Consider the following 25958-nt stretch of genomic DNA (forward strand, 5'->3'; position numbering starts at 1 on the left):
GAGGCGGCCACATGAAAAGAAAAGAACTGGCTCATAAGGCACAGGAGAAAGGGAACGTGAAGAGGCATACGGCGCTGCTGGCGGCAGTGCTTTCCATTTCGGTTTCCCTGTGCGCCGCCTGCCTTGTCTGGCTGGGCCTGGACCGGTACGAGCGGGGCGTTCTGGACGTGTGCGCGGTGCAGCAGGACGCCTATGTGCAGCTGGTATTAGACCAGATCAACCTGAAAGAAAACCGCAGCGACACGGAGATCATCACCGGTATTCTGAGCAGCCTGGACGCTTCCACCAATAAGTATTGGACCTTTTCCCGGGAGCAAAATATGCTGTTTGTCAAGGACGTGCTGGAAACCAACAAGTATAAGGGCCTTACCACGGCGACTTATTACGCCTCCAACAGCGCGCAAAGCTTTCTGAACAGTCTTTCCGTAAATCATGTGATCCATGGCGAGATAGAAATTGATGGAAGGGAATACATCGCTTCCGGCGTGGCTTTTATTTACGACGGCGCTCCTTATCGTATGTGTCTTTTGACCAACCGCAGGGTGCTGCTGGATAACAACCGCTTTTTGGAGGCAAAGGTGGGGCTGTGTATTACGGCAGCGGTGCTTTTGGTCACTCTGTGTGTCACTTCCCTGGGAATGGCTCATCGGATCCAGAAGCTCCGGGAGGAGCGGGAGCGGCAAAAGCAGCTGATCGAAGGGCTGAATCAAAGCCTTACATCCATCAATGAGCGATTTTCCGAGCGGGACATTCACGATGCTAAAACAAATCTTTGGAAGAAGGAAGCCTTTTCCGGCTTTTTACAAAAGCTTATACAGCGAAAGGCGTTTCCCATTTCCATTGTTCAGCTCCGGTGCGCGGACAGCGCGGGACAAAAAAGCGTGCTTCTCCTTTCTCAATATCTCACGGATAAAAGTGTGTTGAAATTTCAGTGGGCAGACCGGGTCTTAGTGCTGGCTTTCATACAGGCCAGCGCCTCCGCGGTGGAGCAGGAGCTCTGCTCTCTGCTTTCTCCGGAGGGAACAAAGCTCCTTTGTCAGATCAGAGTCACGGAAGAGGGGCCCGGTCAGGAAGAGATAGAAGAAAAGCTGAGGGAGGGGGGAAAAATATGAGTGTGCGGCTGTACCGGGAATACAAGCTCAAGTTTTATCTCAATGCCCGGCATTATATCATCGTAGGCGGACGCAAGGGCGAGCCCCACTCCCACACCTGGGAATTTGCCCTCACCATTCGGTTTGGGCGCACCTCCTTTGTGGAATTCAACGTGTTTGAAAAGGGAATTTCCAAATACCTTTCCCGCTATCAGAACAAGGTGATGAACGAGGAGGAGCCCTTCGACGGCATTTTGCCCACTTTGGAAAATATGACAGATTACTTTTCCGGGGAATTTTACCGTGTGATCCATGAGATCGGCGGTATTCTCACAAAGGTCGAGGCCAGTGAGACGCCTACCAGAAGCTATATTTTGAACCTTTCTGAAAATGAGGAAAACAGAAGGCTTTCGGAAGAAACAGAGCAGGAGATCCTGTCCGATGTGATGGACGCGGTGCTGGATCAAATTGTCGAAGAATGAGAGTGGGATTTTCATAACCGATCAAAAAAGGGGGGGCTGCACAGATGGCGCTTTGGCGGAAAAACAGACAGTTCGGGCGGCAGCTGTACAGCTTTCTGCCGCTTTTCTATCTCTGTATGGCTGTGGGGGTAGTGGCTCTGGTAAGCCGCGGCGGCGTATACCCCAGCGGTTCTGATACCATGTATCACGTGTTCCGGGGAGATCTGGTTTACAAAGCGGTTTGCGGCGGTGATCTCTGGCCTGGTTATACGCCGCTTTGGTACAACGGGGTGGAAATTTTGCGGTACTGGCCTCCTCTGCCCGCTTATTTTATGGCGTTGTGCCAGGCGGCGGCAGGGGGAGACCCCCTGAACGGCTATCTGGTATTTGTGGGCGCGGTCTGCTTTTTGGGGGCACTGCCCTGGCTGTGGATCGGACAGCGGCTGGAAAGACCGTTTTTAGGCGGTTTCTTAGGCGCTTTATGGTTTTTTCTTCCCAATAATCTTTTGGCGATTTTTCAGGAGGGGAATTTAGCCCGCGCGCTGAGTATGGTGTTTCTTCCGGTGTTTCTGTACCTTGTGGAGGAATACCTGAGAACCCAAAACCGGCGGCTGTTTCCCGGACTTGCCGGAAGCTTTCTGCTGATGGTGCTTTGCCATTTAGGGTACGCGGGCATGCTGGCGCTGGCGGTTTTGCTGTTTTTATTGCTGCATCGGATCTTCCGCGGAAAAAAACAGGGTGCGGGAGCGGTACTGTTTTCCATGCTGTTTGGATTTTTGATGACCGGCATTTGGTCATTGTCCGCGTTGCGGGGAGGAATCTCCAATGTAGACAGCTCGGAAAGCATGGCGGGCTTTTTTCAAAGCCTGGCCATCACCCTGAATCCTCTGGAGCGGCTGGAAAGCGGTAACGGGAATTTCTATTTCGGACTGGCGGCTTTCCTGCTGGCGGTTTTCGGTATATTGGGCGGAAACCGGGAAGAGCGCCCCGACTTTGCGGCGGGAATTCTGATCTGTCTTTCCACCGGCTCTTCTGTGTATTATCTGTTTCGCTCTCTTCCCGGCGGCCAGTATTTGTGGATGCTGCGGTTTATTTCCATAGCCCTGTGCCTGATCCTGCTTGGCCTTCTGTTTTGGAAAACCCTGCGGCGTTCCCTGGTGCTTCTGTGGTGCGTTTTACTGGTGCTGGACTGTGTTCCCTCCCTGTCGCTGCTTACCGGCACACAAAACGGCGTGCGGGCCGCGGACCGGCTGGACAGCCTACAGGAGACCACCCTTATCGCCCGGGCGCAGGAGGTCACAGAACAGCGCATGGCGCTGATGGACGAAAGCGCTATGGGCTCCACCGGGGCCTTTTTGGTTTCCGATTGGGGAAACAGTGTCCCCGCCGTCTTTGGCGCGGGCTGGGAGGCGGCTTCCACCTCCTCCAATATCGTACAGCTCAATAAGGCGCTTTCCGGCGGGCAGTTTTTGTATCTTTTCGACCGGTGCCTGGAGCTTGGAAGCGATACGGTGCTGGTGTATGAGTCCAGGCTTCCCAAAACTTCAGATGCTGTAGAAAACTTGGATGCCGCAGCGAAATCGGTGGGCTATGAGCTGCTGGAAAAAAGCGGGGGATATCGGCTGTACCATAAGGAAACCGGCTGTAAAAGCTGGGGAACGAAAACCCGCTACAGCGCCATCGGCATTGGCTCCGGCGCGGCGGCGATTTCCCTGGATTTTCCGGCGGTAGAGGAAACAGATTCCTGGAATTTGAACGAATACAGCTTCGAGCAGCTTTCCCAATATGAAACCATTTATCTGGCCGGCTTTACCTATGACGATAAAGAGGAAGCGGAGGCATTGGTCACTCAGCTCAGTGAAGCGGGGGTACATATCGTCATCGCGGCGGATGGCATTCCGGAGGACCGAAAAGCGAATAATCAAAGCTTTCTCGGCATCACCTGCAATCCGGTCACCTTTTCCAACGGTTACCCGGAGCTTCTCACCGTGGACGGCACCATTAACGCGGATCTTTTTCCCACGAAATATGCCACCTGGCAGACCGTGTTCGTAAACGGCCTGGACGAATGCTGGGGAAGGCTTTACGACAATGGCTTGGAGCTGCCCTTTTTCGGCACGGTAAAAAATGAAAATATTGTAGTGATCGGGATCGGCCTGACACGGTTTTACGGCCTGACTCAGGATCCCTCTGTGGGAAAGCTGCTGAGCAGAGCCATGACGCTTTCTTCTTCCGAGCTGCCGGAGCGTACCATTGTCCCCTTGGAAATTCGGCAGAGCGCCCACGAGATCACCGTGGAGTCCCCGGAAGATAAAGTAAATACCGCGCTGGCATACCACGATTCCTTCCTCAGTGAAAAGGAGCTTTGGGAAAAGAACCATTTGACTTATGTAAACTCGGGGGCCACTGTGATCCGGATCACAGCGCCCTATTTCTGGTCGGGAGCGGCGATCAGCGCAGCAGGGGCGGTGTTCCTGGTACTGTATCTGGTATTTTTAAGCCGTTGCGGTCGAAAAGGACAGAAGGAAAAGCCGGAGAAGGAGGGAACAGGGCTTGGAAGGTCGGAATAAGCCGGGCGTGCTGATCCCGGCGTATGAGCCGGGGGAACAGCTTTTCATTTTGGCAGGGGAGCTTTTGGAAAAAGGGCTGGAGCTTGTTGTGGTAAACGACGGCAGTACGGGAAAGGCAATCTTTTTGCGGCTATCAAAGCAGCCCGGCGTAACGGTGCTGGAGCATATGGAAAACCAGGGAAAAGGCGCGGCGTTGAAAACCGGACTGCGTTATATGAGGGAGAGGGGCTTTACCCACGCGATCACGGCGGACGCCGATGGTCAGCACAGCGCGACTGATATTCTCAGAATGAAAGAAGCGGTGGAAAAGAACGGCGGGAGCTTGGTCTTGGGCGTAAGAAGCACCGCGGAAATGCCGGGGCGCTCCCGGTTTGGAAACAAGCTGACCTGTCTTCTGCTTCATGGGCTGTACGGACTCAAGCTCAGCGATACCCAGACCGGACTGCGGGGAATTCCTCTCACAGGGGAAAAGGTGGAGGCTCTGCTCTCCCTTCCCGGAATGGGCTATGAGTTTGAAACGGAAATGCTGATCCGCTCCGGGGAGCTTTTTCCGGCGGGGATCGTGGAGCTTCCGATCCAAACGATTTATCTGGGCCAAAACGAATCCTCTCATTTCCGCCCTATCCGGGACGGTATGCGGATCTACCGGGTGCTGTTCGGCAGCCTGCCCCGCTTCCTGCTTTCTTCTTTAGGAGCTTTTGTTCTGGATTATCTGCTGTTTAATTTGATTTACTATATGGTCTTTCCCCAGGAGGTGGCGGCAGCGGTGATCGCAAGGCTCATCAGCGCCAGCACGAACTACCTCATCAACCGGAATTTTGTGTTTCGGGGAAGGAAAGAAAGCTATACGGCCTTAAATTACGGAAAGCTGGCCTGTGGGCTGCTGCTGGCAAATGTTCTTCTGCTGCGCTTTTTTACAGGTATTCTGGGAGTGCCCGCCTATCTTACAAAGCTGTTTGTAGAAGTTTTTTTGTACATTGTCAGCTTTCTTGTGCAAAGCAGCCTGGCGCACAGGCATATCGGGAAGAAGGAGAAGTGAGGCAATGGGGAAACAACAGAAGAAAAAAATTTTGATCGCGGACGATTCTCCGATGAATCGGGCGCTGCTTCTGGAAATGCTGGAGGATCAGTTCGAGATTCTAGAAGCGGAAAACGGCAAGGTGGCGGTAGAGCTTCTTTCCGAGCATAGACAGGAGCTCTCATTGGTGCTGCTGGACATTTTGATGCCGGAAATGGACGGCTTTGAAGTGCTGGCAGTGATGAATAAGTACCATTGGATCGAAGAGATGCCGGTCATTATTATTTCGGCGGAAACCTCTCCTTCTTATATTGACAGGGCCTATGATTTTGGCGCGATGGATTTCATCACCCGCCCCTTTAACCTGGCTGTGGTACGCCGCCGTGTGGAAAACACCCTGCTGCTTTTTGCCAAAGAACGAAAGCTTACCAATATTGTGACGGAGCAGATTTTTAAGAACAAGCAGAGCAGCCGCCTGATGATCTCCGTGCTGGCACAGATCGTGGAATTCCGAAACGGGGAAAGCGGCTTGCATGTTCTGCACATCAATACCATCACCTCTCTGCTTTTGCAGCAGCTGCGGCAAAAGGAAAACAGATATGGCCTGGATCAGGAAAAATCGGAAAGGATTACAACCGCCTCCACTCTGCACGACATTGGAAAGATCTCTATTCCGGAGGAGATCTTGAACAAGCCCGGAAAGCTCACCTCAGAAGAGTTCGAGATGATGAAAACACATTCCATGATCGGGGCGAAAATGCTCAGCGGCCTTTCGGAAAAGCAGCGGGAGGATCCACTGATCCAAACGGCCTATGAGATCTGCCGCTGGCACCATGAGCGATATGATGGCAGAGGATATCCCGATGGGCTGAAGGGGGAGGAAATTCCCATTTCCGCCCAGGTGGTTTCCCTGGCCGATGTATACGATGCGCTGACCAGCGAGCGCTGCTATAAAAAAGCCTTTTCTCACGAAGCTGCCCTGGAGATGATCCTGCAGGGGCAGTGCGGGGCGTTTCACCCCATGCTGCTGGAATGCCTGCGGGAGATTTCCGAAAGTCTGAAGGTGGAGCTGGCGGTCAATTCCGACCATCGTGAGGAAGAGGAAGATCTCAGAAATGTTGCGGATCAGCTCCATGATTACGGCTTGCTTTCCTCAGAGCGTATGGCGGATCAGGAATATTTTGAGCGGCATAAGGTTCGCTTCTTTTCCGATACCAGTGAAGAGATATTCTTCGTCTATACGGCTTCTCCGCCCATGCTGACCTTGAATAAATACGGAGCGAGGCGTTTGGGGCTGGAGGAGTTGCTGACAGAGCCGTTACAGGAGGAAAAAGCAGAGAAATGGCTGGGACAGGGCAGAGCGCTTTTCAGGGAAAAAATGGCGGCGGCCTCGCCGGAAAACCCGGATTTCGGTTTTTCTTCCACAGTTTCCATAGACGGTCAGCCGCAGGGCTGCGATTATGAATGCCATACGGTGTGGACCTCTTCCGGCTGCTACGGAGCCATCGGCAAGCTGCTTTTGAAGCGGAAGGAAAACCTGTCTGCCGACCGGGAAAAGCACCGCCTGAAAAAGCTGGCGGAAGCGGTGGAGCAGATCTCCGCCGGGCGATTTGAGCTTTCCCTCTCCGTGGAGGGAAAAGACGAGATCGGCAGGCTGGAAGCGGGATTTCAAAGTATGACGGAGCATTTGACCCGCCATTTGGACGAACTGAGTGACCTTGCGTATCGGGACAGCCTGACCTCGGTGAGAAACAGGGTGGCCTACCAGAAAGACGCGGCACGGCTGGATCAGCGCCTGAAAACGGAGCGCTGTGACTTTGCCGTGATCGTACTGGACGTGAACTATCTGAAATACATCAATAATACCTACGGCCACGCTTTGGGAGACGAACTGCTGGTGAAGGGCTGCAAAATAATTTGCGGGGTCTTTCAGCACAGCCCGGTTTACAGGATCGGCGGCGATGAATTTGTGGTGATCCTGGAGCGGGAAGACCTGAAAAATGATGAAGAGCTTACCGAAACGCTGCGTCATAGCATGGTGGAGATCGACTGTTTGGACGGCACGGCCTTCAAAACGCCCATCTCCATGGGGATCGCCCGGTATGAGCAGGGAAAGGATCTCTCCTTCGACGATGTCTTCCGCAGGGCAGACGCCCTGATGTACGAAAACAAGCTGGAAATCAAGTCGGCGCATCGTTTATTCTCCGATTTGACTGACGGATCGCAAAAAACAGTACAGGCGGGAAATTGACCGCAAAGAATCAAAGCTGGAGCAGGCTTCGGAAATAGAAGCAGCACCGTATAAAGATAAAGCTGAGCTTCTATTGCATTTTCAGGAACCGCTCTAAGGGAAAGGGTGTCTGTATGGATCTGAAAAGCTGTTATACCGCCTTTGGCGGAGATTATGAGGAGGTTCTGGGCAGGCTGTATTCAGAAAAGCTGGTAAAAAAATTCCTTCTGAAATTTTTGGAGGATAAAAGCTTTGAAGCTATGGTTCAGGCATGGAAGGAAGGAAACGGGGAAGAGGCCTTTCGCATGGCGCACACGCTGAAGGGCGTGTGCCAGAATCTGGGGATCGCCCGGCTGGGAGCTTCCGGAGCAAAGCTCAGCGACCTGTTTCGCGGCGGCACGATCCCGCCGGAATCCGGGGCGGTCATAGCCGCGGCGGAGGAGGAATATGCACAAACCCGGCAGGCGATAGAAACCTATCGAGCCGAAACGGAAAATTTATAAAGCATAGGAAGGTGACTGTATGGACAGCAATCAGCTGCGCAAAAAGACTTCCAGATTTCTTATAATCGGTTTTGCGGCTTTGGCAATACTCAGCACAGTGATTTTCAGTATGACAGGAATTATATTGAACCGGGAAAGCACGGAAGGGCTTTGTGAGCTGGGCGAGCTGTATATGACCGGCATGAGCGAGCAGCTTTCCAGACATTTTGAAACTACGATCAAGCAGCGGCTCAGTCAGGTGGAGGGCCTGAAAAAGGTGATTCAGGCGGAGGGAATGACTTCGCAGAGCCTGTATCAGGAAATGGAATACCGTGGTCAGGTGCGGGATTTCGATTATCTGGCCCTCTGCTCTGCGGAAGGCGATTTTGAAATGATTTACGGAGAAATGATCCAGGCGAAAAACCTTCCCCCCTTTCTGGAGGCCTTGAACCGGGAAGAAATGCGGGTGGCTTTGGGAAGCGATGCTTCGGGAAACGCTCTGGTCATGTTCGGCGTCAGCGCGGAATATCCCATGCCCAACGGAAAGGTCAGTACCGGTCTGATCACCGCCGTACCTCTTGAATATATCACAGAAACCCTTTCCCTGGACAGCAGAGAGGACGAGCTGATTTACTGTCATATCATTCGCCCGGACGGCAGCTATGTGATCCAGAATTCCAATACGGAGCTGGAGCCCTTTTTTCAATCCGTGCGAGAGCTTTATCAAAGCAGGCAGACGGGAACCCCGGAAAAGGAGGAAGCCGGGCAGGAGGAAAAAGAGCTGTGCGATGCATTGGAGCAGGCCAGGCCCTATTCCGCTTCGCTGAATATCAATGGAGAAAAGCGGCAGATCTATGGAACCAGCTTGCCCAATTCCGAGTGGTATCTGCTCATGGTTATGCCCTATGGCAAGCTGGATCAGGTGGTAAGCGAGCTCACGGCAAAGCGGCTGTGGGGAACGCTGGGGGCCTGCGCCGCCGTGCTGATCATTTTGATTCTGATCTTTGTACGCTATTTTTCTCTGACAAAGCTTCAGCTGCAGGAGCTGGAAAAGGCCAGAAGCGAAGCGGTGCAGGCGGCAAAAGCGAAAAGCGAATTTTTATCGAATATGAGCCATGATATCCGCACGCCGATGAACGCCATCGTGGGCATGACCTCCATCGCCATGTCTCACATGGAGGATCGTGAGCATGTGAAGAACTGTTTGAAAAAGATCGCGCTGTCCAGTAAGCACCTGCTGGGGTTGATCAATGATGTTTTGGATATGTCAAAAATTGAAAGCGGCAAAATGAGCCTTTCGGTAGATCGCGTTTCTCTAAACGAGGTAATGGAGGAGATCGTCAGCATTGCCCAGCCTCAGATGAAAAGCAAGAGGCAAAGCTTTGATGTGCATATCGAAAATATCACAGCGGAATATGTGCTCTGCGACAGTGTGCGCTTAAACCAGATTCTGCTGAACCTTTTGTCAAACGCGATCAAATATACGCAGGAGGAAGGTCATGTGCGGCTTTCTCTGTCGGAGGAGGCGTCTGAAAAGGGAGAAAGCTATGTTCGGCTCCACTTCCGGGTAAAGGATAATGGGATCGGAATGTCCCCGGAATTTCTGAAGCGGGTGTACGATTCCTACAGCAGGGCGGATAACGCCAGAGTACATAAAACAGAGGGCGCGGGCCTGGGCATGGCGATCACAAAATATATTGTGGATGCCATGGGTGGAACGATCCAGGTGGAAAGCGAGCTGGGAAAAGGTACGGAATTCTGCGTTACGCTGGATCTGGAAAAAGCTGAGATCACAGAAAAAGAAATGAACCTGCCCGCCTGGAAAATGCTGGTGGTAGACGACGATGAAACCCTGTGCCGAACTACCGTAAAGGCGCTGGAATCCATCGGGGTGAAGCCAGAGTGGACCTTAAGCGGTGAGAAGGCTGTAGAAATGGCTCTTCGGCATCATGAGGAGCAAGATGATTATCAGATCATTCTGCTGGATTGGAAGCTGCCCGGCATGAGCGGGATCCAAACCGCTGCGGAGCTGCGGAACAAGCTGGGGGAGACGGTTCCGATCCTGCTGATTTCCGCCTACGATTGGAGCGAATTTGAAACGGAGGCAAAGGAAGCGGGAATCAACGGATTTCTTTCCAAACCCCTGTTTAGATCCACCCTGTTTTATGGATTGCGCTCTCACATGGGAATCGAGGAAGAGAAAGCGGCGTCTGAAGAGCCCGGCTCCAGCCTTGCTGGCCGCCGGATCCTTCTGGCGGAGGATAACGAGCTGAATTGGGAGATTGCCAACGAACTGCTTAGCGATGTTGGCGCGGAAATAGAATGGGCGGAAGATGGTCAGGTTTGCCTTACCATGTTCCAGGAGGCCCCCGAAGGCTATTACGACGCGATCCTGATGGATATTCGAATGCCGATCATGACAGGATACGAAGCGACAAAGAAGATCCGGGCCCTGCCCCGGCCCGACGCGGCCGTTATTCCCATTATCGCCATGACGGCAGACGCCTTTTCCGAAGATGTACAGCGCTGCCTGGAATGCGGTATGAACGCCCACATCGCGAAGCCCATCAATATGCCTGAGCTCTTGCGGGTATTGCACAAGTATCTCAAGTAGCACTGATACAGGGATAAAAGCAAAAGGCACTGCGACAGCCGGCTTTCCAGCTGCCGCGGTGCTGTTTTTGCCATACAGAGCTAACGACGAAAAACAACAGAAAATTCAGTTTGCCAAATTGAAATTTAGCGGTGAGAAAAGCCTCCCCTTGCTTGCAAGGGGAGGGGGACCGCCGAACGGCGGTGGAAGGGATAGACACCCGCAGAAAGTGGGATAAAACCGCCAGTTTTAATCCCCTCAGTTAGCCTTCGGCTGACAGCTCCCCTTACTCGCGCAAGTGGAGCCTAGGGACGTTGAACTATCATTTAGCGCCTATCCGCCTTCCCAAAATTGACTTTTTTGTCAGATTCAGGTAAAATAGCAAAGGTTTGCAAAAAACCGAAAAAAGTCCCGGCTTTGCTTTTACAAAGTGATATCAGAAAACGCAAATTCCGGAGAAAGGCGACGAAAGATCGTGACTATGGATTGGATCAAAAACAGAAAGATCGACTGCCACACCCACATTGTCAGCCCGAAGATCAGGGAAGAGTATTTTCGGTGTACCACCGGCTTTGCCCTGGTAATGCAGTTTCCGGAGAGCATTATGAAAAACCCGGACTGTATTCGCACCGTGCAGGAGGACGATCGGCTTTTTCTGAACGCCTCTGTAGACCTGAAGCGTCCTATTCCTCCGCAGCTGAGCCTGATCGAGGAAAATTTGGAGCGCTGGAAGGTAGTGGGGCTGAAGCTTTATTTGAGCTACCAAAGCTCTCGGGCAAATGATCCTCCTCTATATCCGATCTATGAATTCGCTCGCCGTCATCGGCTTACCGTGACCTTCCACACCGGCCTGTGTTCTTTGGTGCTGCCATCCGATCAGGATATCGAGGGCTCTGCCGCCTGCTATATCGCAAAAGCGGCGGAGGATTTTCCCGAAGTGAATTTTGTAGCGGCCCATATGGACGATCCCCGGTTTACGGAATGTATTCGCCTTGTGGCGGAGCATGAAAATATGTACACCGATTTTTCCGGCGCCTATGAGACCGGCACAAAGGAAGGAAATGATGTGGAGGGCGCCATTGCCACCTTTGGAGCGGCCATTCATTCCCAGCCGGGTATGGAGCGGAAAATTCTTTACGGCACTGATTTTTGCCCGCCTATCAATCTGGCTCAGTTGGAAGAGTATGAACTCAGTATTGAAAAAATATTTCCGCCGGAGGCCTTCCCGCTGGTCTATTTTGAAAATTGTCTGCGCGCCTTTCCGAGGCTTGAAAATTGGATAAAAAGAGAGGATCCTTCCCTGTGAAAAGCTTTTTGAAATCTTTTACCCCATACCAAATCATTTATCTTGCCGCCGTATTTCTTTTGACAACGGCCTTCATCATTTTTTTCCCTGATCATATGCTGGACGATACCTCAAATACACTGGTGCTGGTTTGCTCCGTGGTCGCCACCCTGGCAAATCCTGTCTGCGAGCTGCTGATCTCCAAGCAAAGCAAATGGAATTTTGGGGTGGACGTGCTCTTGATCGAGATCCCTGAATTGGTGATCTGTCTCGCCATGGGCTGGTACACTATTGCCATTGTTACCATGGTATTCTGGATCCCCATCGATATCGTCAGCTTCCTGCGGTGGACGCGCCACCCTGACGAAACGGAGGAGGAGCTTACCGTGGTGAAGCGTCTCAGCTGGAAACAGGATATTTTGGTGGTCCTGGCGATCCTGGCCTTTGGCTTCGGCGTGGGTTCTTTGATCTCCATGCTTCCCGGCGCGGCGGACTCCTATCTGGACGCTCTATCCGCCGCCTTCGGCATGGCAAACGGTATTTTGCTGCTGCTGCGCTACAACGAGCAGTGGTACGCCTGGTTTATTACGCTGGTGCTTTACGCCGCCTTGTACATCATTTCCGGTACTTATATCATGCTGATCACGGTAGCCGCCATGCTGGTCAACACCTGCTACGGCTTTGGAAAATGGGTGCTCTACATCAAGCGTCACCCGGAAACAAAAACGGAAACAGACGCCTCGGCAGAATTGCCCCAGTAAGAGACGGAGAAGGAGAAAGCGTGTATGAAAAAGCTGGAAAACAACTATGATCACACGAAATATGCCTGTTACGTTGCCTATGTGACCCAGGCGGTGGTCAATAATTTTGTTCCGCTGCTGTTTTTGACCTTTCAAAAAAGCTTCGCGATCTCCTTAAACCAGATTGCGGCGTTGGTCACCATTAATTTCGGGATCCAAATGGCGGTAGACCTTTCCAGCTCTTTCTTTGTAGATAAAATCGGCTATAGGACCTGTATAAAGGCCGCCCATTTGTTTGTAGTGGGAGGACTGTTGGGGCTGTGCTTTTTTCCCTCTATTCTGCCCAGCGCCTTTTTGGGGATCATTTTAGCGGTAATGCTTTACGCAGTAGGCGGCGGGCTGCTGGAGGTGCTGGTCAGTCCCATTGTGGAGGCTTGTCCCACGGAGAAAAAGGAGTCGGAAATGAGCCTGCTCCATTCCTTTTACTGCTGGGGCCATGTCCTGGTGATCTTATGCAGTACGGCGTTCTTCGCAGTGTTTGGCCTGGAAAACTGGCGGGTGATGGCGTGCCTGTGGGCGGCGATCCCGCTTTTGAACTTTTTCTATTTCTGTCAGGTGCCGGTTCCTACTCCAGTGGAGGAGGGAAAGGGTATGAAACTTCGGGAGCTGATAGGAGCAGGCGTTTTCTGGAGGCTGTTTCTGATGATGCTGTGCGCGGGCGCCTCAGAGCAGGGCATGAGCCAGTGGGCTTCCGCCTTTGCGGAGGCTTCCCTCCACATTCCGAAAACCGCCGGAGATCTGCTGGGGCCCTGTGCCTTTGCGGTGATGATGGGCCTTTCCCGGCTGTTTTTCGGGAAGTGCGGGGACAAGATCAAGCTGGAACGGTTTCTGAACCTCTCCAGCCTGCTCTGTGTTGCCAGTTACCTTCTGGCGGCGCTTTTTGATCAGCCAGCCCTGTGCCTTCTGGGCTGTATGCTCTGCGGCCTTTCCGTGGGGATCATGTGGCCCGGCTGCTTCAGCATTGCCTCGAAAAAGCTGAAAAACGGCGGTACCGCCATGTTTGCCCTGCTGGCTTTAGCAGGGGACGTTGGCTGCGCGGCAGGCCCGGCCTTAGTCGGAAACGTGGCAGAACTCTTCGGCGGCGAGCTGCAAGCAGGCCTCCTGGCCGCCGTGATCTTCCCAACCCTGCTTCTGCTCTGCAACCTTCTCCGCAAAAAACAGAAACCAAACGCAAACAACCCCTAAAATCCCATCAAAAAAGCGTTTCAGAGCGGTGTCCTCTGAAACGCTTTTTCTAACAACTAAATCCCCATTTCTTTCTTCACTTCCTGGAAGCACTGTACCGCAAAATCCAGATCCTCCCTGGTGTGTCCGGCAGATACCTGGGTGCGGATACGGGCCTTACCCTGAGGCACCACAGGGTAGCTGAAGCCAACCACATACACGCCCTTTTCCAGCATACGGGCGGCAAATTCCCCGGCAACCTTGGCATCGTACAGCATCACGGGAACAATGGGGTGGCTGCCGGGCAGCACGTCAAAGCCCAGCTTAGAGAGCCGCTCCCGGAAGTAAGCGGTGTTCTCGTGCACCTTATCCCGCAGCTCGGTGGAAGCTGTCAGCAGCTCCAGGGTTTTCAGGCTGGCGGCGCAGACAGCGGGAGCCAGGGTGTTGGAGAAGAGATAGGGACGGCTCCGCTGGCGCAGCAGATCCACGATCTCCTGACGGGCGGCGGTATAGCCGCCAGAGGCCCCGCCCAGGGCCTTACCGAAGGTGCCGGTGATGATATCCACCCGATCCTGTACGCCGCAGTATTCCGGGGTGCCCCGGCCAGTATCGCCCATAAACCCGGCGGCATGGCTGTCGTCCACCATGACAAGAGCGCCGAATTCCTCGGCCAGGTCGCAAATGCCCTGCAAATTGGCAATGTAGCCGTCCATGGAGAATACGCCGTCTGTGGCAATGAGCATCACCTTGCAGCCAGCTTCCTTAGCCGCTTCCAGCTGCAACCGCAGATCGTTCATGTCGTTATTCTTATAGCGGAAGCGCTTCGCCTTGCAAAGCCGCACGCCGTCAATGATAGAGGCATGGTTCAGCTCATCGGAGATCACAGCGTCCTCCGGCCCCAGCAGGGTCTCAAAAAGGCCGCCGTTGGCGTCAAAGCAGGAGGAATACAAGATCACATCGTCCATGCTGAGAAACTCCGCCAGCTTCTTTTCCAGCTCCTTGTGAACGGACTGGGTGCCGCAGATGAACCGCACGGAGGAAAGACCGAAGCCCCATTTATCATAGCTTGCCTTTGCCGCCTCCAGCAGAGCCGGGTGGTTGCTGAGGCCCAGATAGTTATTGGCGCACATATTGACCACCTGCCGGGCCTGAGTGGTATCGATCCGCGCCTTCTGCGGGGTAGTGATGACCCGCTCGTCCTTCCAGGTACCAGCCTCGCGGATCCCTTCCAGTTCTTTTCTGTACTTTTCAAGAGCCTGCTTCATAGGAAAACCTCCAACTTTTTATTTCAATGAGTAATCAGCAATTAGGAAGGGCACAAACAGTACAATTAACGCCAGATAAATTGGAATATATATGGCGCTCCTTGGCGCCCCTGAAAGGGGAGCTGTCAGCCGAAGGCTGACTGAGGGGTTCCGTGGTGATGAGTAGAAAAGGCAAGTTTTGTGCGGGATTTCAGCGCCCTATAACCCCTCCGTCACGGCTTCGCCGCGCTGCCGAAATCTGCTCGAAGAGCAGATTTTCCCCTTCTCAGGGGTGAACGCGTCCCGGTGGGGGGAAGGTCTCCAGTGGAGAACTCAGCTGTCGCTTCAGACATTGCTGAACGTGCCCCACTGGGGCACAGCAACCGCTCTGACCCGTTCTCGTTTGTCAACTCGGTCGTTGCTGGACGTGTGCCACCGGCACACAGCAACCGAGCCGACAGGCGAGAAAGGCAAGGGTTGATGCTATTTGCCAGTCCGCAAACTATAATTTACCCCTGCCCTTATTTACTCCAATCCAAAATCACCTTGCCGGAGCGGCCGCTGTTCATGGCGGCAAATCCTTCTTCAAATTGGGTGTAATGATACCGGTGGGTGATGATGGGGGAAAGGTCCAGGCCGCCCTGAACCATATAGGACATCTGGTGCCAGTTATCCATTTTCCGCCCGTAGATCCCCTGCAGGGTCAATCCCTTGCAGATGATGCTGTTCATATCCATGGGAACAGGCTGGTTGGAAATTCCCAAAAGACTGATCTTTCCGCCGTTTCGCATCACAGATACCATCTGAGTCAGGGCGGCTCCATTGCCGCTCATTTCCAGGCCGATATCAAAGCCCTCCACAAGCCCCTGTTTGGACATGACCGTGGGCAGATCCTCCTGCTGCACGTTTACCGCAGCGTCAGCGCCCATTTTGCGGGCCAGCTCCAGCCGGTAATCGTTCACATCGGTAATCACGACCCGCCGGGCTCCCGCGTATTTGCAGATGCCTGCGGCGATGATGCCGATGGGCCCCGCGCCGGTAATGAGCACGTCCTCTCCTACCAGATCCCACATTAGGGCGGTGTGAGTGGCGTTGCCGAAGGCGTCAAAGAAAGCTACTATCTCTTCCGGCAGATTTTCATTGATGATGATCACATTGCTTTCCGGAATGCACACATATTCCGCGAAAGCGCCGTCCCGGTCAACGCCCACGCCCTTGGTGTCCCAGCACCATTGAATGTTGCCAGTGTGGCAGTTGCGGCAGCGCCCGCAGGTGATATGTCCCTCGCCGCTGACCCGCTGGCCCACGTGCAGGCCGGTCACACCGTCGCCCAGTTTGGCGATCTCTCCCACGTACTCATGGCCGATGGTCATGGGCGGGCGGATGTGCTCTCTGGCCCAGGGATCCCAATTGTAAATATGTACGTCCGTTCCGCAGATAGCGGTTTTGTGGATCTTGATCAGTACCTCGCCCGGCCCCGGCTCCGGCACAGGAACCTGGCGTAATTCCAGACCCGGCCCGGCGATCGGTTTTACTAAAGCGTCCATGAGCTGTGCCATAACTGTCCTCCTATAAAATACAGATGGTGCGATTTTTCCGAATTCTGTATTTGTTCTGAGGACAGTATAGCGGCTTGCCAAGGAAAAGTCAAGAGCGAACTTCTTCAAACTCCGAAAAAATAGTGGAAGAACAGCCATGCTATCTTTCTCCCTTTCCGGGCGGCACAGAAATTTTCCTTCCGCATCAAGCAGCTGCACAAGTACCTGCGGCGGATTAGGCGTTTGCAAGCAATGAATTTATTGCATTCCTTTCGGTCGGGCCAGAAATTTTCCTCCCGCACCAAGAGGCTTCACGAGTGCCTACGGCGGCTCGCTGAAAAAGCATTAGACATTTTTTCGATACAGCGCTATACTTATCTCAGAAGTATGAAAGGAGGCACTGCTGTGAAGTATATCAAATTGGGAAATTCCGATCTGACCGTGTCCCGAGTCTGCATGGGCTGTATGGGCTTCGGAGATGCCGGGAAGGGCATGCACTCCTGGACGCTGCCTGAGAGCGCTTCCCGGGAAATCGTAAAGCGGGGGCTGGAGCTGGGAGTAAATTTCTTTGATACCGCTATCAGCTACCAGAGCGGGACCGGGGAAGAATACCTGGGCCGCATTCTACGGGGCCTCACCCGGCGGGAAGAGGTGGTGGTCGCCACGAAATTTCCGCCCCGCACACCGGAGGAGATCGAAGCGAGAGTCACCGGGCAGCAGCATGTGAAAAACATGCTGGATACCAGCTTACAGCACCTGGATATGGACTATGTGGACCTCTATCTCGTTCACTCCTGGGATAACAACACCCCGATTTTTGAGATCATGGAAGGCCTGAACGATGCGGTAAAGGCGGGAAAGGTTCGGGCGATCGGCATTTCCAACTGCTATGCCTATCAGCTCTGTAAGGCCAATGCTGTGGCAGAGCGGGAGGGCTTTGCGAAATTCGTTTCCGTCCAGGGCCATTATAACCTGATTTTCCGGGAAGAAGAACGGGAAATGGCAAGGCTTTGCCAGGAGGAGAATATTGCTATGACGCCCTACAGCGCCCTGGCGGGAGGCAGGCTGGCGAAGCGCCCGGGGGAAACCTCCCGGCGGCTGGAGGAGGACGCCTTTGCCAAAGGGAAGTACGACGCCACGGCGGAGCAGGACGGGAAAATCATCGACAGAGTCGCAGAACTGGCGGACCGCCACGGTGTTTCCATGACGGAAATTTCCCTGGCCTGGCTGCTGACAAAAACCACTTCCCCGGTAGTGGGCGCTACAAAGCTTCACCATATAGAGGGCGCGGCAAAAGCAGTGGAATTAGAGCTTACAGCGAAAGAGCTTGCCTATTTGGAGGAACCCTATGTTCCCCATAAGCTGGTGGGGGTAATGGCCCAAAACTGAATCCGTATCCTATAAAAAAGTTAAGGCAACCCCGCACAAAGACCGGCCAGAGGCCTTCGTACACAATTTGCTTGCAGATTTTCCGTCATAGCACACAGCTTTCGTTTGCCAATCGCAAGATTGGCTGCATTCAATCTGTGCACTCTGACGAAAAATCTGACTGTACAACTTGCGCACAATCTTTGTGCGGCGTTGCCTTGACCGTGCAAAAAAGGAGACTTGCACCAACCAGTGCAAGTCTCCTTTTTATAGAATAACTTATTGCTTCTGCTTTTCCATGCGCTTCAAAACGATCCCGGCAAGCAAACCAATGAGAACGCCCGCCACAGTTCCGCTGATCAGCAGCATCGGCAGGTAGTAGAGCAGCTCTGCCGTTTTGGTCACGAAGCAGGCCACCGCGATCTGCCCGATATTGTGGCACACGCCGCCTGTTACGCTGACTGTAACATAGGAGAATTTTCCGCTCTTTTTCAGAAGGATCATCACCGTTAGGCTGAGTACCGCTCCGGCCGCGCCGTACAACAGGCTCATCATAGAGCCGAAAAGAATACTGACCAGCAGCAAACGGAGTAAGCTGACAGCCACAGCCTCTTTTTCCCCGATCCCATACAGCACAAAGACGATGGCCACGTTGGGCAGCCCCAGCTTAATGCCGGGAATGGCGGTCAATGGCGGGATCTGATGCTCCAGAAACGATAAGATCATTGCCAGAGAAACGAACAGCGCTAAAGAGGTCAGTTTTGATACTTTCATAGGTCTATCCCACTATCTCCGCAAAATTTTCCCCGCCGGAAACCGTGACCGTAAGCTTGTTGGGCAGGCAGGTAATGGTCTCATTGGTCCTGCTGATCTGTCCCTGATGGATACAGTAGTGATCGGGACAGCTCGCTTCTTCCATGCGCGCCTTGCCGTTTTCGATCCGCAGCAGGTTGGTGCCGCCGTTTAGACTGTAGGTACCATCGGCGGAAAGGGAATACCGCCCCTGCTCCTGTCCGTCCACACGGATAATGACCTCCGCGCCCGGTTTCTTTCCCAGCTGAAGGAACAGAAGCAAGGCAAGGGCAATCAGCACGATCCCGCCGATCAAAAGAAGATCCCGGCGTTTCATCAGAAGGCCAGCAATGCCAAAGCGATCATACCCGCGCAAAGCAGGCAGACGGGCAGACCGCGGAAGGCCTTGGGAACGCTTTCCTCATCGATCCTGCTGTGCAGCTTGGAGAAGATGGCCATGGTCAGAGTAAAGCCAATGCCTACCGCAGCGGCGGTGAGAACAGCCTCGCCGTATGCCAGCTCTGTATTATGGACGCACAGGCCCAGCACGGCGCCGTTGATGGCGAACTTCATAAAGTCCACCTTGCAGTAGTTTTCCAGCTTTTTCTTCGCGAAAAGATGAATGAACTCCACTACCAGCAGCATGACAATGACGAAGGCCATGGTGCGAAGATAGGGGATATCCTTCAGCAGGTAGGTTTGCAGCGGCCAGGTGATCAGGGTGCTGAGCACCATGACGATGGTGGTGCCCAGGCCCACCAGAAAAGACTTCTTGGTGGAGCGCTCGTTTTCAATGACGGCGCCTGTGCCCAGGAAATGCAGGAGGGCATAGTTGTTGGAAAGAAGCCCAGCCAGAAGAATTCCGAAAATTACATCAGCAGTCATCAGTCAGTTCCCTCCTTCTTTGTTACCTTTTCGCTGATCTTGCGGATCGCGGCAAAAATAATAGCCAGTACAAGATAGCCGCCAAATACGCCGGACAGGGCGGATACCCGGTAGTCCTTCAGAAACTCAATGGAAACGCCCCAAATGCTGGCATTTCCCAGCACCTCGCGGATCAAAGCGCAGAGCACCATGACCAGCGTAAAGAGGAAGCCGGTTTCCAAAGCGGTCTTGATCGTGGTGGTCTCCACATTTTCACCGGCCACGTCCTCCGCGTTGCGGTAAGGCACGGCGCTGACCGCCAAGGCGGCCAGATGGACGCCCAGCATATTGACCACATTGGGGAAATACGCCTGCATCAGCATGTCGATCAGGGAAACAAAACCGGTAATGATCAAAATGTAGATGGGCAGGTGTGCCCGGCTGGGGATCACCTTTCTAAGAGCGGAAATGACAACAGCGCTGAAGAACGTGGCAAGGATCACCGCCGCGCCCATGCCGAGAGCGGCACGAAGATCCGCGCTGGAAGCCATGACAAAGCCTACGCCCAAGGGGAGCAGGTAAGCGGCCTCTTTATGAGAAATGCTGCTTTTCGTTGAGTTTTTCATTCTGCGGTACCTCCGTTCTGTACTGTCTGAAAGGCTTCAAACGCGTCAGTGACCGCCTGCTGCATGGCATGAGAGGTCATAGTAGCGCCGGCGATCAGAGCGTTGTCTCCTGTCCAGGTGTCCTGGGTCAGGCCGGTGAAGGAGTCCTTATAAGCAGGCTGGTCCACCGTGTCGTCCACCGTGAAGTATTCTTCGTCAAAGAAGAGTTTCTTGGCGTCCGCCTTGACAATAGCGCCGGAAGCGTCCAGGATCACATAGATATCCATGGTCTGATAACCATAGCCTCTGGCACAGAAACCGTAGTAGGTGTCCTCGCCAACCTGGAAGGAATCAGCGGCTACTATTGTACCGAAGGTAGTGAGGGAAAGGGGCTGCATGTTGGAAGCGCCCTCCATCAGCTTTTCAAAGCGGGCAACGGCAGGCTCTTCATAGGAAGCCTGATTGGCGCCGGCATGGGCCTTTGCTTCCTCTACCAGGGCGGCATGGTCGGCGGTCACATCATTGCCTTCCACATCGAATACCTTGCCTGTACCAAAGGCGTTTACCGTTACCAGCAGGGTAGCGTCGCCTTCTGTCATGATATAAGCGAAGCCGGAATCGTTCAGGGCCTTTACGCCGCTGAGCATATTGCCGGAAGCCTCGATCTCTTCCGTCTGCATCATACCATCGTTTGCCATACCGGTAAATACGGTGGGCAGCAGCTCCATTAGAAGCTGATCGTCGCTCTTTACACCCTCGGCAATGAGGGAGTTGGCGATCAAAGTGTTCATCGCTTCCTCAACAGCGGTTTTGAAAGCGGTAGAAGAGAAGGTAGAGCCTGCCACCGTGCCGACATCGGCCAGGGCAGAATCCTTGCCCACATAGGTGGAGAGGTACTCCGGATCCTTTGCACGGAAATCGAAGGCCTCGGAATCGTTGTAGGAATCGATCTGTACATTGTAGATCTTACCGTCAGCGGAAACGCCCAGAGAGATCTCCATCGGAGCGGTAGAATAGTTGGAAGTGGCGGTCACATGGACCGCGTATCCCAATCCGGCAGCCTCCTGGTACACCGCGGTAACAGAGGGGGGAACGTCTGTCAGAGAAGAGCCCTCCGGGGCGGCAGCGTCATAGATCATCGCATCGGCGTCAAAGGCGGCGCCTTCGGGCATTACCGCCAGCAGCGGGCCAAACTGCGCGCTGGCGTTGTTGGCTTCGATCAGGGGACCGGTGTGGAAATTCAGGCCGAACATGGCGGCGCTGAACACTGCCACGATCACCAAAAGAAGCGCGATAGACTTGATAAGGTCGGTACGTTTCATTATTTAATACCTCCCAGCGTCTTTTTCGTAGTCCAGGTCTCAATAAAGGGAGTGAGCAGGTTCATAGCGAGAATGGAAATGGAAACACCCTCGGGATAAGAACCAAACTGCCGGATAGCAAAGGTGATAAGGCCGCAGCCGATGCAGAAAATCACTCTGCCAAGACCGGTGGCGGGGGTGGTCACATAGTCGGTGGCCATAAAGACCGCGCCCAGGATCAGGCCGCCGGCAAGTACCTGAGCCAGCGCATATGTAGCATCGCCTGTAAAGACCAGGTAGCAGAGGAATACCGTAGCCACAAAGGAAACGGGCACATACCATTTGATCACCTTGCGCACCACCAGGTAGAGGAAGCCTACCAGCAGAGCGGCGGCACAGGTCTCGCCGATGGCTCCGCCGTGAACGCCCAAAAACAGATCCATCATGGAGGGGGCTGCTTCCAGCCCTTCCACGCCCGTATTCAGATCAGCCAAAGGAGTGGCTGTAGAGCTGAGCTCCACAAGAGTGGGCATTGCGCCTCCGCCGACAGCGCCGAAGGTGAGAAGCATAAACACACGAGCGGCAATAGCGGGGTTTACAATGTTCTTTCCCAGGCCGCCGAACAGGCCCTTGACGATCACAATGGCGAAAACAGAACCCAGAGCGCACTGCCACAGCGGTACATTGGTGCTCAGGTTCAGTGCCAGCAGAAGTCCGGTAACTACCGCACTAAAATCGAATACAGTCTGCTTTTTGTGTACACAGAGATTAAACAGAGCTTCGGCCAGCACAGCGCTGGCAATACAGGTAAGAATGATCAGCAGCGCCTGCAGACCAAACAGCACCACCGCGGCAATAGCGGCGGGTACCAGAGCGATCACCACATCCAGCATGATGTTGTGGGTGGAAACGCCACTGTTGATATGAGGAGCGGCGGAAACATGAAGATTTTTCATCAGGTATTTCCCCCTTCTTTTTCTTTTTGAGCGGCAGCATACTGCTTGAGCCACCATTTCGCCTCCTGGTTATTGGCAAGCAGGGGACGGTGGGCAGGGCAGATATAAGAGCAGCAGCCGCAATCCACACACTGCCGAACGCCGGTATCGATCAGCGCCTCGGCACGCTTGTCCTCGTCCTTTTGCTTCATAGCGTCGTCCACCGCCACTACGTTGATGTTGATGGGGCATTTTTCAATACATCTGCCGCAGTGAATACAGGCGGTGGGGGTGGGAAGCACGCTCTTCTTCTCATCGAATACGAGAACGGCGTTTGCCACCTTGACAATGGGATCCTCCACCGAGCAAACGGCGGTGCCGTTCATGGGGCCGCCGATGACCACCTTGCCGGGTTCGGCGGAAAGGCCGGTCTGCTCCAACAGGTAGCTAATGCGTGTACCAATAGGGGCGATCAGGTTTTTCGGCTCCTTTACGGCAGGGCCGTCTACCGTGACGATACGCTCTACCAGGGGCATACCGGTGGAAATATACTCCGCCATTTTGGCAAAGGAGGAAACATTGATGATCACCGCGTGGAAATAGGGGAAACGCTTTCCGGCAATGGCTACCCTTCCCGTGGCGTTATACAGCGTTACCTGTTTGGCGCCCTGGGGATAAATGGTATCCAGCTCGTGGATCTCCACATAGTCCATTCCGACAAAGGCCTCGCGCATTTTCGCGATGGCGTCAGGCTTGTTCTTTTCGATGCAGATCTTAAAGCGCGCATCCTTCAGATACTCGTTCATGTAGGTCCTGAGATATTCCACGCCTTTTACAATGAGATCGGGGTGATCCAGCATCATACGGTGGTCGCTGGTGATATAGGGCTCGCACTCCGCGGCGTTGACCAGAACCGTATCTACCGTGTATTGTCCGCTGCACATTTCATTGAACTTGGCCCAGGTGGGGAAGGCGGCGCCGCCGAGGCCTACCAGGCCGCTTTCCCGTAAAGCCTGCAGGAATTCCTCGCAGTTGTGGATCTCCGGGGGCTTCAGGTTGGGGTCTTTCTCCATTTTGCCGTCGCTTTCGATCCGGATGGCCTGGGTCTCTTTGCCGTCCGCCGTTTTCATGGGGCCGATCTCCACTACTGTGCCGGATACGGTGGCGTGCACCGGGGAAGAAAATCTTCCTTCTTCTCTGGCAATCAGCTGCCCCACAGTAACGTGGTCGCCCACCTTCACAACAGGCTCGGCATCGTGCCCGGAGTGCATGTTCATGGGAAGCAGCACCTCAGGCGGCGTGGGAATGCGCACAGGAGCACACCCGGCCGTATGCTTGTTGTGGGGGACATGCAAAGACGAAATGTTTTTTCGTTTCAGCATTCTGTCATCTCTCCTCAATTTTTTCATTCTGGTTTTTTATCTATTGGATGGATACCGGGCGTATATTCCTGGGCGCCATCCTGGAAGATCCACAGTACATCTACATTTTCCAAGGAATCCACAAGCGCCCGGCCATCCTCATAGCTCATGCAGAACAGTGCGGTAGAAAGTGCGTCAGCCAGCCCGCTGTCTTTTGTAATGACCGAGACAGAGGCGAAATGATCCGCCGGCATCAGCGTATCCTTATCGATAATATGGTGATACCGTGTGCCGTCTACGGTAAAGAACCGTTCGTAAATACCGGAGGTAACGCAGGAGGTATCGGAAAGTTCCACATACATGGCATAATTGTTCTCGTGGTCAAAGGGATCTTTGATCCCCGTTACCCAGCCGGACTGATCCGGCTTTTTTCCAATAATGCGGATATTGCCGCCGATATTCAGCACATAGCCTTCCGCGTTTCGTTCGGAAAGCAGCCCGGCCGCTTTTTCGGTGGCATAGCCCTTGCCGATAGCGCCCACATCGATCTGTGCCTCGGGGTCAGAGATGCGCACGGTGCTTTTTTCCTCGTCGATCTCCAAAAGGGAAATATCCGTATGCTGCTTTGCCTGCTCCAGCAAAGCCGGATTGGGCAGAGAGGCCTTTTGTGGATCTTTTTCCGCCGCGGCACGGCAGTCGTGCCAGGGGCGGAGCACCGCGCCGAACATCACGTTCATTTCGCCGTTTGTCAGCGTATAAAGCTCTTTGGTATAAAGCAGAAATTCTATGAGCTTTTGATCTACCTCTAAAGCCTCGCCGCCAGCCTGCTTATTGATGGTGCAGAGGTTATTGATCCCCGCGTATTCATGATAAATATCAAACAGGCGATGGTATTCTTCCAAAAGCCCGGCGGCGGCCTCCGTGTTTTCATCAAAGATCTCTTGAGAATCTCCCGCATAGCTGTAAAGAAAGGAAACTGTATCGAAAAAGGTATAATATGCTTTACCCACAGGCTCTGCCTTTTTTGCAACAGTAGGGCACCCCGCCAAAATGACGGGGAGCCCTATCGCTAAACACAGGCAGAGAAAACTTTTGAAAAGTTTAGTGCCTTTCATTTGCAAAAATACTGTTGGATCAGCGAGCGTTCTTAGCGGCCTTCGCGGAAGTGTCCTTCATGGAAGTGATTTGCATGGAGCAGCCAGCGCTGAGCAGATCCTTATCCACAGCGATCTGATGGCCGTTAGCCTCCTGAGTCTCCAGGGCGGCAACCTCATCAGCAGTTTTGCCAACGATAAACTTGGAGAAGGCCTCAGACTGCTCGAACCACTCCTTCATCACGCCGTCGCCATCATTGTCGACCTTACCCTCCATGCCGTAATCGCCCTTGAGAACGCGCTTGGTAGCGGTGTAGTCAGAGCTTACGATCTCGCCGTTGGTATTGATGGTGATCTTGGGCTGTACAGAGTCATTCAATGCGGCAACGATTTTGCCGTCCGCTACAACAGCGGCGGAGAAATCGGTGTACATGGCAACCAGGCCGTCTTCTTCATCGGTAGCAGCCTTGGAATCGGCGGCAGAGGTGCTGGCGGCAACGCCCAGTGTAAATTCACCGGCCTTGAAGCTCATGCCCTGCTCGTCGTTACAGGCGGCGGCAACAGCTTCCATGAAATCGGTGATCTGCATGGAGCAGCCGGCGCTGAGCAGATCCTTGTCAGCGGCGATCTGATGGCCGTTGGCCTCCTGCAGCTGAATGCCCTTAACCTCATCGGCGGTCTTACCGACCACATACTCTTCAAAGGCCTTGGCCTGCTCGTACCATTCCTTCATCACGCCATCGCCGTCGTTATCGACCTTGCCGGCCATGCCGTAGTCATCGCCCAGTTCCATCTTCGTCTTAAAGGTGGCGGCAGTGTCAACAGCGCCGCCGGTAACGTCCATCTTGCTCTGGGCCACATCAATGCGGCAGGAAACGATCTTTCCGTCCTTGTCGGTGACGACGGTGGCTACGGTAGCATCGACCTGCGCGTTGTTTTCCGCAGAACTGTCCGTGTTCAGAGCGACACCCATGCCCAGCTTGTACTCAGCTTCCTTTGCGCCGGAGCATGCGGTCAGCATAGCCGCCATGCAAAGGCAGAGAACGATTGCGAGAACCTTCTTCATACTTGAAACAACATCCCTTCTGAAAATGATAAAACGTTATTGTGAGCGAATCAGCGCTCATCTGCAAGTATAGCGCAAACTTTTCCAGAAAGCAAG

Annotated in this window: 22 protein-coding genes; 11 read left to right on the forward strand and 11 right to left on the reverse strand. The window is 53.7% G+C overall.

All coding sequences use genetic code 11. The features are described 5' to 3' along the window. Positions 1-11 precede the first annotated feature (11 nt). The 10 genes from U8T64_RS12920 (at position 12) to U8T64_RS12965 (ending at position 13715) form a co-directional block, all read left to right on the forward strand. On the forward strand, positions 12-1112 hold the full coding sequence (locus U8T64_RS12920) for a hypothetical protein (RefSeq protein ID WP_322184121.1): 1101 nt from the start codon (positions 12-14) through the stop codon (positions 1110-1112). Beyond that, entirely contained in the window at positions 1109-1573 is a 465-nt protein-coding gene (locus U8T64_RS12925) for a 6-carboxytetrahydropterin synthase (protein ID WP_322184122.1), read from the forward strand. The genes U8T64_RS12920 and U8T64_RS12925 overlap by 4 nt, the downstream gene beginning before the upstream one ends. A 44-nt stretch (positions 1574-1617) precedes the next feature. Beyond that, positions 1618-4122, forward strand: a complete 2505-nt coding sequence (locus U8T64_RS12930; protein WP_322184123.1) for a 6-pyruvoyl-tetrahydropterin synthase-related protein — start codon at positions 1618-1620, stop codon at positions 4120-4122. Then, positions 4106-5161 (forward strand): GtrA family protein, encoded by a 1056-nt coding sequence (locus tag U8T64_RS12935; protein ID WP_322184124.1) that lies wholly within the window; start codon positions 4106-4108, stop codon positions 5159-5161. Before U8T64_RS12930 ends, U8T64_RS12935 begins: the two co-directional genes overlap by 17 nt. 4 nt (positions 5162-5165) lie before the next feature. Then, on the forward strand, positions 5166-7391 hold the full coding sequence (locus U8T64_RS12940) for a bifunctional diguanylate cyclase/phosphohydrolase (protein ID WP_322184126.1): 2226 nt from the start codon (positions 5166-5168) through the stop codon (positions 7389-7391). 113 nt (positions 7392-7504) lie between these two features. Further along, complete coding sequence (locus U8T64_RS12945) at positions 7505-7873, forward strand: Hpt domain-containing protein (protein WP_322184127.1); 369 nt, start codon at positions 7505-7507, stop codon at positions 7871-7873. Between the two features lie 19 nt (positions 7874-7892). Then, positions 7893-10466: a hybrid sensor histidine kinase/response regulator gene (locus U8T64_RS12950; protein WP_322184128.1), complete on the forward strand. Its 2574-nt coding sequence runs from the start codon at positions 7893-7895 to the stop codon at positions 10464-10466. 460 nt (positions 10467-10926) lie between these two features. Further along, complete coding sequence (locus tag U8T64_RS12955) at positions 10927-11751, forward strand: amidohydrolase family protein (RefSeq protein WP_322184129.1); 825 nt, start codon at positions 10927-10929, stop codon at positions 11749-11751. Next, the gene (gene pnuC, locus U8T64_RS12960) at positions 11748-12491 is read left to right on the forward strand and encodes a nicotinamide riboside transporter PnuC (RefSeq protein ID WP_322184131.1); all 744 of its coding nucleotides are present in this window, start codon (positions 11748-11750) and stop codon (positions 12489-12491) included. The genes U8T64_RS12955 and pnuC overlap by 4 nt, the downstream gene beginning before the upstream one ends. A gap of 24 nt (positions 12492-12515) precedes the next feature. After that, positions 12516-13715, forward strand: coding sequence for an MFS transporter (locus U8T64_RS12965; RefSeq protein WP_322184133.1), 1200 nt, complete (start codon positions 12516-12518; stop codon positions 13713-13715). A gap of 56 nt (positions 13716-13771) precedes the next feature. On the opposite strand, the gene U8T64_RS12970 is transcribed toward U8T64_RS12965, so the two are convergent. Further along, the gene (locus tag U8T64_RS12970) at positions 13772-14959 is read right to left on the reverse strand and encodes a glycine C-acetyltransferase (protein ID WP_322184134.1); all 1188 of its coding nucleotides are present in this window, start codon (positions 14957-14959) and stop codon (positions 13772-13774) included. Between the two features lie 500 nt (positions 14960-15459). Continuing rightward, a complete protein-coding gene (gene tdh, locus U8T64_RS12975) occupies positions 15460-16497 on the reverse strand; it encodes an L-threonine 3-dehydrogenase (RefSeq protein ID WP_322184136.1) in 1038 nt (345 codons plus the stop codon). Between the two features lie 384 nt (positions 16498-16881). Here tdh and U8T64_RS12980 point away from each other — a divergent pair, with 384 nt between their 5' ends. Then, positions 16882-17865, forward strand: a complete 984-nt coding sequence (locus U8T64_RS12980) for an aldo/keto reductase (protein ID WP_322184137.1) — start codon at positions 16882-16884, stop codon at positions 17863-17865. Positions 17866-18123: 258 nt separating this feature from the next. Here U8T64_RS12980 and U8T64_RS12985 read toward each other — a convergent pair whose 3' ends face one another. From U8T64_RS12985 to U8T64_RS13025, 9 genes are all read right to left on the reverse strand, one after another. Further along, on the reverse strand, positions 18124-18618 hold the full coding sequence (locus U8T64_RS12985) for a Gx transporter family protein (RefSeq protein WP_322184139.1): 495 nt from the start codon (positions 18616-18618) through the stop codon (positions 18124-18126). A 4-nt stretch (positions 18619-18622) separates the two neighbouring features. Next, positions 18623-18973 carry a NusG domain II-containing protein gene (locus U8T64_RS12990; protein WP_322184141.1) on the reverse strand — a complete coding sequence of 117 codons (351 nt, stop codon included), beginning with the start codon at positions 18971-18973 and terminating at the stop codon, positions 18623-18625. Beyond that, complete coding sequence (locus tag U8T64_RS12995; protein WP_322184142.1) at positions 18973-19521, reverse strand: Rnf-Nqr domain containing protein; 549 nt, start codon at positions 19519-19521, stop codon at positions 18973-18975. The genes U8T64_RS12990 and U8T64_RS12995 overlap by 1 nt, the downstream gene beginning before the upstream one ends. Next, positions 19521-20126 (reverse strand): Rnf-Nqr domain containing protein, encoded by a 606-nt coding sequence (locus U8T64_RS13000; RefSeq protein WP_322184144.1) that lies wholly within the window; start codon positions 20124-20126, stop codon positions 19521-19523. The genes U8T64_RS12995 and U8T64_RS13000 overlap by 1 nt, the downstream gene beginning before the upstream one ends. Next, positions 20123-21427, reverse strand: coding sequence for an FMN-binding protein (locus tag U8T64_RS13005; protein ID WP_322184145.1), 1305 nt, complete (start codon positions 21425-21427; stop codon positions 20123-20125). Before U8T64_RS13005 ends, U8T64_RS13000 begins: the two co-directional genes overlap by 4 nt. Continuing rightward, positions 21427-22362: an RnfABCDGE type electron transport complex subunit D gene (locus tag U8T64_RS13010; RefSeq protein ID WP_322184147.1), complete on the reverse strand. Its 936-nt coding sequence runs from the start codon at positions 22360-22362 to the stop codon at positions 21427-21429. The genes U8T64_RS13005 and U8T64_RS13010 overlap by 1 nt, the downstream gene beginning before the upstream one ends. Continuing rightward, positions 22362-23723, reverse strand: coding sequence for an RnfC family protein (locus U8T64_RS13015; RefSeq protein ID WP_322184149.1), 1362 nt, complete (start codon positions 23721-23723; stop codon positions 22362-22364). The genes U8T64_RS13010 and U8T64_RS13015 overlap by 1 nt, the downstream gene beginning before the upstream one ends. A gap of 23 nt (positions 23724-23746) precedes the next feature. Further along, positions 23747-24712 (reverse strand): FAD:protein FMN transferase, encoded by a 966-nt coding sequence (locus U8T64_RS13020; RefSeq protein ID WP_322184151.1) that lies wholly within the window; start codon positions 24710-24712, stop codon positions 23747-23749. A 124-nt stretch (positions 24713-24836) separates the two neighbouring features. Beyond that, a complete protein-coding gene (locus U8T64_RS13025) occupies positions 24837-25862 on the reverse strand; it encodes a hypothetical protein (protein ID WP_322184153.1) in 1026 nt (341 codons plus the stop codon). Positions 25863-25958: the final 96 nt, after the last annotated feature.

It is taken from the genome of Neglectibacter caecimuris (genome assembly GCF_034335015.1).
Lineage (GTDB): Bacteria > Bacillota > Clostridia > Oscillospirales > Acutalibacteraceae > Acutalibacter > Acutalibacter caecimuris_A.

Bases quoted from the DNA above. Each gene is read 5' to 3' on its own strand.
- tdh (WP_322184136.1), bottom strand. From the start codon at position 16,497: ATGGCACAGCTCATGGACGCTTTAGTAAAACCGATCGCCGGGCCGGGT.
- U8T64_RS12970 (WP_322184134.1), bottom strand. From the start codon at position 14,959: ATGAAGCAGGCTCTTGAAAAGTACAGAAAAGAACTGGAAGGGATCCGC.
- U8T64_RS12920 (WP_322184121.1), top strand. From the start codon at position 12: ATGAAAAGAAAAGAACTGGCTCATAAGGCACAGGAGAAAGGGAACGTG.
- U8T64_RS13010 (WP_322184147.1), bottom strand. From the start codon at position 22,362: ATGAAAAATCTTCATGTTTCCGCCGCTCCTCATATCAACAGTGGCGTT.
- U8T64_RS13005 (WP_322184145.1), bottom strand. From the start codon at position 21,427: ATGAAACGTACCGACCTTATCAAGTCTATCGCGCTTCTTTTGGTGATC.
- U8T64_RS13025 (WP_322184153.1), bottom strand. From the start codon at position 25,862: ATGAAGAAGGTTCTCGCAATCGTTCTCTGCCTTTGCATGGCGGCTATG.
- U8T64_RS13000 (WP_322184144.1), bottom strand. From the start codon at position 20,126: ATGAAAAACTCAACGAAAAGCAGCATTTCTCATAAAGAGGCCGCTTAC.
- U8T64_RS12995 (WP_322184142.1), bottom strand. From the start codon at position 19,521: ATGACTGCTGATGTAATTTTCGGAATTCTTCTGGCTGGGCTTCTTTCC.
- U8T64_RS12955 (WP_322184129.1), top strand. From the start codon at position 10,927: ATGGATTGGATCAAAAACAGAAAGATCGACTGCCACACCCACATTGTC.
- U8T64_RS12990 (WP_322184141.1), bottom strand. From the start codon at position 18,973: ATGAAACGCCGGGATCTTCTTTTGATCGGCGGGATCGTGCTGATTGCC.
- U8T64_RS12985 (WP_322184139.1), bottom strand. From the start codon at position 18,618: ATGAAAGTATCAAAACTGACCTCTTTAGCGCTGTTCGTTTCTCTGGCA.
- U8T64_RS13015 (WP_322184149.1), bottom strand. From the start codon at position 23,723: ATGCTGAAACGAAAAAACATTTCGTCTTTGCATGTCCCCCACAACAAG.
- U8T64_RS12925 (WP_322184122.1), top strand. From the start codon at position 1,109: ATGAGTGTGCGGCTGTACCGGGAATACAAGCTCAAGTTTTATCTCAAT.
- U8T64_RS12950 (WP_322184128.1), top strand. From the start codon at position 7,893: ATGGACAGCAATCAGCTGCGCAAAAAGACTTCCAGATTTCTTATAATC.
- U8T64_RS12945 (WP_322184127.1), top strand. From the start codon at position 7,505: ATGGATCTGAAAAGCTGTTATACCGCCTTTGGCGGAGATTATGAGGAG.
- U8T64_RS12965 (WP_322184133.1), top strand. From the start codon at position 12,516: ATGAAAAAGCTGGAAAACAACTATGATCACACGAAATATGCCTGTTAC.
- U8T64_RS12940 (WP_322184126.1), top strand. From the start codon at position 5,166: ATGGGGAAACAACAGAAGAAAAAAATTTTGATCGCGGACGATTCTCCG.
- U8T64_RS12930 (WP_322184123.1), top strand. From the start codon at position 1,618: ATGGCGCTTTGGCGGAAAAACAGACAGTTCGGGCGGCAGCTGTACAGC.